Raw genomic sequence first — 12,230 nt, forward strand, 5'->3', positions numbered from 1 at the left:
GTCATGAATGGACTGACATCAGGTAACGGTAAAACGGTGGAGCAGCACGGAGAGGGTGCAGAGACGGAACAGACGATAACGGTGCAATTAAATCTAGCAAAATACAATAAGGATGCGATTAAGAGAGTAAGTAGACTTACAGGAGATCTGGAACCTGTTGAATTGACGCCAATTGGCGGAAACCTCTATCAACTAGAAGTCGTCCTTAACGGGGGAGTAGCGGATTTATTCCAATTGGATAAAACAAAAGTAAATCTTGACTACATTGCTGCGAATGCTTTAAGCCTTCCAGAGACACTTACAATGGATGCAGGAGAAACGGAAGCAATAGAAGCGGTTGTTTTACCAGCAGGAGCGACCGAAAAGAGTGTAGATTGGTACACATCGAATGAGCAGATCGCGACCGTAGACAGCAATGGAAAAGTAAATGCGATAGCTGGAGGGAAAGCAGTTATTACGGCAATTAGTGTTGATGGCAACAAAAAGGCGTCCACTAGCATCACGGTTACTAGTGACGTTGTTCCTGTAACTGGCATTAAGGTTTCCCCCTCAACCGGAACGCTCTATACGAATGAAACGATGAAGTTGACTGCTGAGATCTTACCAAGCAATGCAACGAACAAAGCATATGAATGGTTCAGCAGCAACGCTGATGCAGCTGCCGTGGATCAGAGCGGTAAGGTATTTGCGAAATTACCGGGCTCGGCTGAGATTTCGGCCAGAACATTAGACGGACGATTTGTGGCTAAAAGTACAATAACGGTGTTGGACGCAAACAGCGAAGCGTCATTGTCGGAGTTAGTCGTTAGTGGAGGAAAAGAGAACATTGTTTTTAATAGCGAAATATACGATTATACAACAAGGGTTAATACAAAAGTAGATGCCATTACGATTCAGCCACGGCTGAAAAACAAAAAAGGCACAATGACAGTTAACGATATTCCAGTCATCAGCGGACAGAAGATTACAGCGAAGCTGCCGATGGGCAATAGTAAGATCGTATTCGTTACCAAAGCAGCGGATGGCATGACAACAAAAACCTATACGCTAACGGTAAAACGAAACAAAAATGTAGCGCTTGAAGCTACGGTTGTAAGTGCCACATATTTGAATAAAGATGGAGAGCCAGCTAACTTAATTAGAAACGATTACGATAACTCAAGTGAGCATTCTCCGCTCAAGTTTGCTGACGGGGATGAGGAGACGTATTTCCAAAGTGCTGCTATTACAAACCTGAACCCAAAAGGTGAGTTTAATCCTGCGCATCGGATTATGCTGCAATGGGACGACGATAATCTTCAAGATTTTAATAAACTAGTTCTTGTCGTCAATAATGCACAGCAGCAAGGTATAACCGTCATCGATACTGAAACTTCTGTAAATGGCACCACATGGCAGGAGCTTAATGCTAAAGCCTATAAGCCGACATGGCAGACAGACAGTCCAGACATTTACGAGAGTGTAACCATTGATCTTCCCAATTATAAGGAATATTACGGTGAAGGTTATAAGGGGTTGAAAGGCATTTATTTGCTGCTATGGGCAGCGAATTTAAATGCCGATCATAAATATGCGATCAGCGAATTTGAGCTGTACAACGAACAAGATGCAGCTGAGCCTATTGAACTGACTTTAGGTGAAATACCTGGCACTGATCCTGAGAATCCTAATGATTCCGTAATTGCTGATTGGGTGTTTTCCGAAGCAAATGTGCAGCCCGGAACATCTATCGAAGCAGGCAATTTGGTTATAAAAGATAGGAGCGGCATGGGCAATGATCTTAAAATGGCCGTTGCTGGAACTCCGGGAGACAATAGGCTGTCATTTACTGAAGACGGTGCTCTTGATTTTGCAAATGAGAAAATAAATGGCCAATATTTGACTACAGTAGAAGGCGCCCCAATCAATACGAAAACTTTCGATAAAGGTTTTACGATTGAAGCAGAATTTAAGCTTGGCACCAATATTAATGACTGGATGGGGATATTGACTCGCCAAGGGAATAACACATTTGATCCAGGGGAACAGGAGCCGCTATCAACGCTATCCATTTCAAGCATTCGCGAAGTTCAATGGGCGAGTACGCATGGGAACTCGAGCTCGAACGAACTCCAATCGAACTGGTCGAACTCACTTTCAGCTGTTAAAGCATGGGCTCAGTCAGATGACTACACACACGTTGCGATTGTGAATGATGGCTCGAAGACAATTTTATTCGTAAATGGTGTAGAATCCATTCGCAATCCTCAAACGGACGAAATCATTAATGGAATCGCAGCCGAAGCGGGCATGGGGTGGAATGTCGGAGCTTATGAATGGGATAGAGCGCCAGACAGCCTCTTTTTAGGAAAAATCAAACATATTAGGGTCTCTAGTAAAGCATTGGAGAAGGACCAATTCATTAAAACGGAGTTCAAATATAAGGTAAATTATGGGACTAATAATGATCTTCCGATGTTTGCACAAGATACGTATACGTTTGCGATCATTCCAGATCCACAGTATGTGGTGCAATCCAAACCGGAAATTCTTGAGAAGCAGCTGCAGTTTATTGCAGACAATTATGTTAGCAAGAATATCGCGATGACGGTAAATGTTGGCGACACGACGCAAAGCAGTGCAGCCAAGGAATGGGCTTCCGCCGATAAGGCCTATAAGATTTTAGATCAAGCTAACGTGCCATACATTGTTACTCGCGGCAATCACGATTTGAATGGCTCTGGCTATCTGGACACCATGGGTCCCAATAGATTTGCTGGTACGGAACATTTCAAGGGCGCTTCGCTTTCGGGATTAAGCACCTACTCGATCATAACAGCCGGCAGCTACAAGTATATGTTCCTTGCGGTAGACTCAGTGGGGAACAATTCGAGTAATACAAAAGAAAGAGACTGGGCAAAAACGGTGCTTAATGAGAACCCGAAAATGCCAACCGTCATTTTCTCGCATAATATTATGAAAATCGATGACAATGGTCAAGTGAGCGAAGGCGGTCAGGGCAGCTTATTTTGGAGAGACCTTGTCGAGAATTATGATCAAGTATTCATGATGGTAGGCGGACATAATAGCGGTGCTGGTCTGAATGTGAAGAAGAAGGCTAATGGAAATGAAGTCTTGCAAGTGTTAACTGACTATCAATCGGATATCGCTGGCGGCAACGGTTGGACATCTTTTTTTGAATTTGATGAAAAGTCAAAGGAGATTCGTGTGAAGTCGTTCTCGCCATATGTTGATAGCATTCCGGTAGGGGAGCGTTCATACCTGGACACGAAATTCTTGATTGGTCCCGGAGATATGTACAACATTCCATTTGATTTCAGCAGCAGATTTCGTTTTGCAAAAAATGATGTCGTTGATGTCGTCACTCCCGACGTGACAAACGACAAAGGTTTAATTAACTTAGTGCCTAAAGTTGATGCTAGAACGGGAGAAGCAAAGGCCGTGGTTGAAGAGCGAGACTGGAACAAAGCGCTTAGCACATCTTCAGCTGATGATGATGGTGTCAAAACGGTTAAAGTCGAGGTGCAGAAAGCGGATAAAGCAAAAGCGTATGTCGTTGAGCTTCCGAAAGCAGCACTCCATTCTGATCTAGCGACGCATTTGATCGAGATAACGACTGCAATTGGAACAATAACGATACCTGCCAATATGCTAAGCGGACAGGATTTGTCCGGAGCGAAGACGGTTGCGCTAGTTATTGCGAGCGTAGATAAAACATCGCTTGATCCAGCTTTACAGGAACAGATTGGCGATAGACCAATTATTGAGGTTGATGTGTATGTCGATGGAGCTAAGGTTGCTTGGAGCAATCCACAGGCTCGAGTGAAAATTTCAGTTCCGTATACACCATCAGATGCCGAGTTAGCCGATTCGGAGCAAATTGTAGCAGGGTACATTAATAACATTGGTAAAGCGATCACAGTACCGAACAGCAAATATGAGCCATCTACAAAAACGGTTGCTTTTACGACGAGTCATTTCAGCAAATATGCGATCAAGTTTGTTCATAAAACATTCGATGATCTCGAGAATGTGAAATGGGCTAAAAAGAAAATTGAAGTACTGGCATCCAAAGGGATTATTAATGGCACGTCTGTAACAAAATACAATCCTTCAGCCACTATAACAAGGGCGGACTTTATCGTTCTGCTTGTTAAGGCGCTTGAATTAACTGCTCCAATCGATACGAATTTCGATGACGTCAGTTTATCTTCTTATTATTATAATGAAGTGATGATCGCCAAAAAGCTTGGCATCACTAATGGCAGCGGAGACAATAAATTTAATCCGCTACAACCGATTACGAGGCAGGACGCGTTCGCTCTACTCCACAAATCGATGAAGGCTGCCGGTATGAAGCTGAACGAAGGCACGTCAGCTGGGCTGGATCGTTTTAACGACAAAGCAAAAGTTGCGAGCTATGCGATGGAAAGCTTGACTTCGTTGATTGAAAATGGAATTGTCAAAGGAAATGGGAATTCCATTCTTCCGCTGGCTCCACTTTCTAGAGCAGAATCGGCTGTAATCTTGTATAACATGATCAATAAATAATGAATGGGGGAGTGCCGCTCGAGCTCAACAGGGCGGCTTTTCCTTTTTTGCAAGGACTGAATATGCACAGTACTTCATGTTTAATGAAAGGGTTTTCAACATTTTCGGTTTAGTTGAGGAAAGTAATTTTTAGAGGCTATTGTAAAACGGGGTAGAATCTATTATACTGACTTCAATTACCGTATGGTAGCGATTCCAGAAAACGTGATTGTCCTTTTATGGTATCGCTACCATACAGATTGTTGAACAAAAATGATGAGCTGTTTAAAACGTTTTGTTGGAGACATTTTCGAACTTCGATTGATGCCTCTATTGAAAGAGGAAGAACAGAATAAGTGCAGCATGAAAGGAGTGTTCATATGGAAATGATGGAGATGCAAGGTGTGAACAAGCCGATGTCCCGGTTGATTATGGGAACGGGAGACCTGAGAGTATTGGACGATGCAAAACGGTTGATGCTTGATGCTTACATTGAAGCAGGCGGCAATATGTTTGATACTGCCCATCAGTACAGAGGAAAAGAGAAGATTTTGGGACAATGGCTGGCGGAGAAGAAGATCAGGGAAAAAGTAGTCATTATGAACAAAGGCGCTCACCACGATGACGGGAGTCCAGGCCCACGGGTGAATCCACAAGCCATCCGAAAGGATCTGGACGAAAGCTTGGAGAGGCTGGGAACAGATTATATCGATCTATATGCGCTTCATAGAGATGATCCGACCGTCGAGGTTGGGCCAATCATGGAAGTGCTAAATGAGCAGCTTGAAACGAAGAAGATTCGCGCGATTGGCGCATCGAATTGGTCGCATCAGCGCATACAGGAAGCGAACGAATACGCGGCGGCGCATCAGCTAGTAGGTTTTACGTTTAGCAGTACGAACCTGAGTCTTGCTAAAGCGAAAGAGCCGAGGTGGGAGGGCTGTGTGTCTGCTGATGAGGAAACCTGCAATTGGCATGAGCGTAACCAGCTGCCGCTATTGTCATGGTCTTCGCAGGCAGGCGGATTTTTCTCAGGCCATTTTACGCCAGACAATCTCTCTGATTCGGAAATGGTGAGAGTGTATTACAACGACAACAACTGGGAGCGATACCGACGAGCGGTGAAGCTAGCGGAGCTGAAACAGGTAACGCCGATTCAAATCTCATTATCTTATGTTCTTCATCAACCTTTCCCAACATGCGCAATCATCGGACCTCGAAATCTTGATGAGCTTCATGATTCGGTTATGGCTATGAATCTACCATTAACTGCCGGGGAAGTCGAATGGCTGGATTTGAAAAAGGAGGAGATTGCGGAATGATCAAACATCAATTGGCGGCTCAGCTCTACACTTTGAGAAACGAAGTAAAGAAGGATTTTCCAGCGGTGCTGAAGCAATTGAGTGAAATGGGATGGGCGGCCRTTCAAATCGACGGGTTGCACGGATATGAAGCACGAGAAATTGCTGCGGTGATGAAGGAACTCGGATTACGTACCGCTGGCATGCATGTAGGGCTGGAGCGAATGAAGTTTGATTTAGTTGCTGTGCTGGAAGAGGCTCGCTTATTCGATACGAAAGACTTTATCTGTCACTCCCTGCCGGATGGGCTGCAAAATCCAGAAGGGTATGCAAGCGTGAAGAAAGACTTGCTTGAAGTGGCTGCTAAAGTTAAGGGCACGAAATATCGCGTTGGCTATCATAATCATGATTTTGAATTTCATACATCCATAGATGGTAAATTTGCACTGGAGTACTTGCTTGATGATCCAGCCATTTACGCTGAGATTGATACGTACTGGGTTCGCAAAGCTGGCCAAGATCCTTTGTCCTTCATCCAGAACTATGCCAATCGTATGCCGATTCTTCATTTGAAGGACATGACTGCGGACAGCAGAGAGACTTTTGCTGAGATCGGATCAGGAGTTATTGATTTTTCTCCAATCCTGCAATGGGGATTGCGAAGCGGCGTTGAGTGGTTTGCGGTAGAGCAGGATTACTGCACAGGAAGTCCGTTGGACAGTCTGGCTGCTAGCTTGGAATACTTATTGAAATTGGAAAAAACGCTCGTTTAACCTTGAAGCCCGCATCTGAATAACCGGAACAGCGGGCTTTTCCTTATCCAATCTATAATGAATCGAGGTTTTGCTGATGAAAACGATTCGCTTGACTATGGCGCAGGCTTTGCTGCGATTTTTGGATCAACAGTATTTGTCTGTAGACGGAGAAGAGATAAAGTTCGTTCGTGGTGTTATGGGGATCTTCGGACATGGTAACGTCACAGGTATCGGCGAAGCTCTAGAGCGAGAAACTACTGAGTTATTGTTCGTGCAGGGCAAGAACGAACAAGGTATGGTTCACGCGGCTACAGCTTACGCTAAACAGAAGAACCGCCGTCAGATCTTTGCCTGCACGACTTCAATCGGCCCAGGAGCACTTAATATGATGACTGGCGCCGCAACCGCAACGGTTAACCGCATACCTGTGCTGCTTCTGCCAGGCGATAACTTTGCTTCCCGACAGCCTGACCCCGTACTGCAGCAATTGGAGGTTCCGAGTGACTACTCCATATCTGCAAACGATCCGTTCAAGGCAGTCAGCAAGTTTTGGGATCGCATCGTCCGCCCTGAACAGCTGATGTCGTCGCTTCTACAGGCGATGCGCGTGCTGACTGATCCAGTTGACACCGGAGCGGTTACGTTAGCGCTGCCGCAGGACGTTCAAACAGAGGCTTATGATTATCCAGTACGCTTCTTTGAGAAGCGAATCCATTTCCTGCAGCGCCGTCCAGCGGAACAGGATGCCATTTTACGTGCCGCAGATTTGATCATGCGCAAGAAGAAACCTTTGATCATCGCAGGGGGAGGCGTTCACTATGCGAATGCGACGAAAGAGCTTCTCGCATTTGCAGAAGCATTCGGCATTCCGATAGCTGAGACCCAGTCGGGCAAAAGCGCGGTGCCGTGGAATCATCCGCTTGGCCTCGGCGGAGTTGGTACAACCGGCACACTGGCAGCGAATCGGGTAGCTGCCGAAGCAGACTTGATCATCGGAATCGGTACACGATTTTCTGATTTCACGACGGCATCCAAATCCGCATTTCGCAACTCCGATGCTGCATTTCTGAACTTGAATGTTAGTTCATTTGATGCGGTTAAGATGGAAGCGGATTCGATCACAGCAGACGCAAAGTTGGCGATTGTCGCACTACAGTTGGAATTAATGAATCGCAGATTCAGATCCAGCTATGCTGACGGTTATATTCAAGAGTTGAAAGCGGAGTGGGACAATGAAGTTGATCGTCTCTACGCCTTGGAGAGCGCCAATGGGTTAACCCAGACTAGAGCTCTCGGTATCATTAATGGATTCATCGAATCGAAGGATGTTGTCGTTRGCGCCGCTGGAAGCCTTCCGGGCGATCTGCACCGTGTTTGGCGTGTAACTGAATCGAACACTTATCACTTGGAATATGGTTTTTCCTGCATGGGGTATGAAATAAGCGGTGCTTTTGGCGTGGCGCTTGCGGAACCGGATCGTGAAGTGTATGCGTTAGTTGGTGATGGGAGCTACCTGATGCTGCATTCTGAGCTGATTACGGCAATCCAAGAAGGCGTGAAGCTGACCATTTTACTATTCGACAACAACGGGTTTCAATGCATTCATAACTTGCAGCGCGGTCACGGCAGCGACGGCTTCGGCAATGAATTCCGCTTCCGATCCAAAGAGACAGGAAGGTTAGATGGACCGTTTATGCCGATTGATTTCTCTTTGCTTGCCCGCGGCTTAGGCGCTGCCTCATATAAAGCTACCTCAGCGAAAGAACTGGAGCAAGCGCTGCACGACGCGAAAGCGGAACAAGGACCTGTGCTGGTGGAAATTAAGGTGCTTCCGGGAACGAATACGGATGGTTATGACTCATGGTGGAATGTAGGCGTACCTGAGGTGTCTGTGAGCGACAAAGTGAGGAAGGCGCATGAGCAGATGCAGCAAAACATCAGTGCGGCGCGCCCTTATTAATTGGGAAGAAGGGATATGATGGATACGATTACTTTTTCGGGTGATAAGGATTTGGATTTTGTAGCAATCGGCCGCCTATGCATTGATTTGAATGCCAATGAAATCAATCGTCCTATGGAAGAAACGATGACTTTCACCAAATATGTGGGCGGTTCACCGGCCAACATCTGCATCGGTATGTCGCGATTAGGCATGAAAACAGCGTTTATCGGCAAGGTTGCTGATGATCAGATGGGCCGATTTATTGATCAATACCTGCGTAATAACGGCATAGACACTTCAGGTGTCACAACGGATCGAACTGGAGCGGTTACCGGACTTGCTTTTACAGAGATCAAAAGCCCAGAGGATTGCAGCATACTGATGTACCGCAGCAATGTGGCAGATTTGTTGCTCGCGCCTGAAGAAGTTGACGAATCGTTAATCAAACGAAGCAAGGTACTTCTCGTATCCGGTACGGCGCTGGCACAGAGTCCATCCCGCGAGGCGGTGCTTCTTGCACTTCGTTACGCACGTAAACACGGAACGAAGGTAATATTCGATATCGATTATCGGCCATATTCGTGGGCATCTCCCGAGGAAACGGCCATTTATTATCATTTGGCAGCGGAAAAGAGCGATATTATTATTGGGACACGCGAGGAATTCGATATGCTGGAGCGGTTCGACGGCAACACCGAACGCAGCGACGAAGTAACTGCGGCGCAATGGTTCGGTTACCACGCCGAGATCGTCGTCATCAAGCACGGCAAAGAAGGATCGATTGCTTATGGCAAAAACGGCAGCTCACAGCGGGGTTCTATTTTCCCGGCTAAGGTTATCAAGACATTCGGAGCCGGCGACTCGTATGCAGCAGGATTTATCTATGGACTTATACAAGGATGGGATGTCAGCCGCAGTATGACATTCGGCAGCGCGTCAGCTTCCATTGTTATTTCCAGTCATAGCTGCTCGGACGCCATGCCGACAGTGGGGCAGATTGAACAATATATGCTTTCTTCCAAACAAGCGTAACTGGAGAGGAGAACGACAATGATGACCCAAATGCAAGCACTTATACCTTTATCGAATTTTATTGGAGGCGAATGGATCGCCTCGACTTCAGGCAAGACGGAACCCGTATTCAATCCAGCAACCGAAGAAATTTTGGCTTACGTTCCGCTGTCGTCTAAGGATGAAGTTGATCAAGCTGTCCGAAATGCGAAAGAAGCGTTTAAAACATGGAGTAAAACGCCGGTACCACGCCGTGCTCGAATTCTTTTCAAATACCAACAGCTGTTAGTTGAACATTGGGAAGAGCTTGCTCAGATCATTACCTTGGAGAACGGAAAAAACTATCAAGATGCTCACGGGGAAGTCATGCGCGGCATTGAATGTGTTGAATTCGCTGCAGGGGCGCCAACGCTCATGATGGGAAAACAACTTCCAGACATCGCTACAAATGTGGAGTCGGGTATGTTCCGATATCCGATTGGGGTTGTGGGCGGAATTACACCGTTTAACTTCCCAATGATGGTACCCTGCTGGATGTTCCCGCTTGCAATTGCTTGCGGCAATACGTTTGTCCTCAAGCCCTCCGAGCGGACGCCGCTTCTTGCGAATCGTCTGGTGGAGCTGTTTAAGGAAGCGGGTTTGCCGGATGGCGTGCTGAATCTTGTACATGGCTCAAACGATGTCGTAAATGGTCTGATTGAGCACCCGGACGTCATTGCGATTTCGTTTGTTGGCTCCCAGCCCGTCGCGGAATATGTGTATAAAACCGCAACGGCGCAAGGGAAACGGGTTCAGGCGCTTGCCGGCGCTAAGAACCATACCATCGTCATGCCGGATGCCGATATGGACGGAGCGGTGACTCAAATCATCAACGCGGCATTTGGCTCTGCGGGCGAGCGCTGTATGGCATGCGCTGTCGTCGTTTCCGTTGGGAGAGCGTCTGAAACGTTGATTGATAAATTGGTCGCGGCAGCTGATAAGCTAATCATTGGTAATGGCATGGATAAAGATGTTTTTCTAGGGCCGGTCATCCGCGGTCCGCACAAGGAACGTACGCTGGGCTATATTGCGACAGGTACAGAAGAGGGAGCGGTACTGCTCCGTGATGGCCGTACGGATGCGGCATCAAATGGCGAAGGGTATTTCGTCGGCCCGACAATTTTTGATCATGTGACGAGTGAGATGAAAATTTGGAAGGACGAAATATTTGCTCCCGTGCTGTCGATTGTCCGCGTGGATACGCTGGAAGAGGCGATTGAACTAGCCAATCGTTCAGAACTAGCAAATGGAGCGTGCATTTTCACTCAAAATGGCAGTCATGTTCGTCAATTCCGTGAAACGATCGACGCTGGTATGCTGGGTGTGAATTTGGGCGTACCTGCCCCAATGGCATTTTTCCCTTTCTCTGGCTGGAAGAAATCGTTCTACGGTGACTTGCATGCTAACGGTTCAGACGGTGTCGAGTTTTTTACGAGGAAGAAAATGGTCACTTCCCGCTGGTAAGCGGCTCGTTAGCAGGAGGATCGGTTGATTCTGATCCTCCTGTTAAAATGTATGGACAATGGATCAAAATACCCGAAGGGAGGCATTTGAAAATGAGTGAACTAATTGTAAAACCGAACCAAACTCCGGATCAGGAAGGTAATACCCTTCGGATTACTCCAGAATCTGCAGGGTGGGAATATGTTGGTTTTGAAGTGTTTACTCTAGATGCCGGACAATCACTTAGCCGTCTGACAGAGGAGCGGGAAGCTTGCGTTGTCCTGCTAAGAGGAAAGGCTGACGTTTCCACAGAGAAGTCAGAATGGAAGAGCATCGGCCGCCGGATGAATGTTTTTGAGAAAATTCCTCCTTATTCCGTGTATGTTCCATCTGAGGATAAGTTCACGATTACCGCATTAACAGACCTGCAAATTGCTGTATGCTGGGCTCCAGGCAGCGGTACGCACGCAGCAAGATTGATCGCACCTGGTCATGTTGGGGTTGAAAATCGTGGCGAGGGCAGTACGCAGCGGCTCGTTCATAATATTTTGCCAGAAACCGCAGATGCAGACAGTCTTCTCGTCGTAGAAGTGTTCACGCCTGCCGGTCATTGGTCCAGTTTTCCTCCGCACAAGCATGACCGTGATTTTTTGCCTGAGGAATCACTTCTAGAAGAAACCTATTATTATCAAGTTCAGCCAGAGCAAGGATTTGCAGTACAGCGTGTCTATACAGACGATCGTTCGTTGGACGAGACGTTGACTGTAGGCAACGGTGAAGTTGTACTTGTACCTAAAGGCTACCATCCTGTATCAGCTCCTCCAGGTTATGATGTATATTATTTGAACGTAATGGCGGGGCCAGTTCGTATTTGGAAGTTTTATAACGATCCGGATCACGCTTGGCTGATGCCGAAGCCACGATAAGATCTATATAACGAGGATTAAAATGCTACAATTGAAAGAGAGCAATGCCAATTGTAATGATGGCATTGCTCTCTTTTTAATTTCGATTACTCAAAACTTGACATCCCATTCTGTAACTAATATTATTACAGTAAGTCAAAAAAGAATAGAGGACATAAAGCATGAAATGCAAAATTAATCGAAATGCAGCAACCGTTTTAAAAAAGATGTTGAGCAGTAATGAATCGGAAGGGAAGATGATTCGTGTTTTTATAACTCAGAATCATGGAGATCATGGTCATTA

The 12,230-nt window shown here is 46.4% G+C and carries 7 protein-coding genes and 1 pseudogene; all 8 read left to right on the plus strand.

Features of this window, described 5'->3' with window-relative positions; all coding sequences use genetic code 11:
* Positions 1-4,551 (plus strand): S-layer homology domain-containing protein (locus AC1DSE_RS19620; RefSeq protein ID WP_477528061.1); only part of this gene is annotated, 4,551 nt, incomplete at its 5' end.
* A gap of 359 nt (positions 4,552-4,910) precedes the next feature.
* Positions 4,911-5,852, plus strand: a complete 942-nt coding sequence (locus tag AC1DSE_RS19625; RefSeq protein WP_477509727.1) for an aldo/keto reductase — start codon at positions 4,911-4,913, stop codon at positions 5,850-5,852.
* Entirely contained in the window at positions 5,849-6,604 is a 756-nt protein-coding gene (locus AC1DSE_RS19630; RefSeq protein ID WP_477528062.1) for a sugar phosphate isomerase/epimerase family protein, read from the plus strand. Before AC1DSE_RS19625 ends, AC1DSE_RS19630 begins: the two co-directional genes overlap by 4 nt.
* Positions 6,605-6,680: 76 nt before the next feature.
* Positions 6,681-8,546: a 3D-(3,5/4)-trihydroxycyclohexane-1,2-dione acylhydrolase (decyclizing) gene (iolD, locus tag AC1DSE_RS19635; protein WP_477528063.1), complete on the plus strand. Its 1,866-nt coding sequence runs from the start codon at positions 6,681-6,683 to the stop codon at positions 8,544-8,546.
* 18 nt (positions 8,547-8,564) lie between these two features.
* Positions 8,565-9,560, plus strand: a complete 996-nt coding sequence (gene iolC, locus AC1DSE_RS19640) for a 5-dehydro-2-deoxygluconokinase (protein ID WP_477509828.1) — start codon at positions 8,565-8,567, stop codon at positions 9,558-9,560.
* Positions 9,561-9,578: 18 nt separating this feature from the next.
* On the plus strand, positions 9,579-11,042 hold the full coding sequence (locus AC1DSE_RS19645; RefSeq protein ID WP_477509724.1) for a CoA-acylating methylmalonate-semialdehyde dehydrogenase: 1,464 nt from the start codon (positions 9,579-9,581) through the stop codon (positions 11,040-11,042).
* A 92-nt stretch (positions 11,043-11,134) separates the two neighbouring features.
* Entirely contained in the window at positions 11,135-11,947 is an 813-nt protein-coding gene (iolB, locus tag AC1DSE_RS19650) for a 5-deoxy-glucuronate isomerase (protein WP_477509723.1), read from the plus strand.
* 161 nt (positions 11,948-12,108) lie between these two features.
* A pseudogene (locus AC1DSE_RS19655) lies at positions 12,109-12,230 on the plus strand (iron-sulfur cluster assembly accessory protein); the annotation flags it as partial.

It is taken from the genome of Paenibacillus sp. 01L418 (assembly GCF_056400045.1).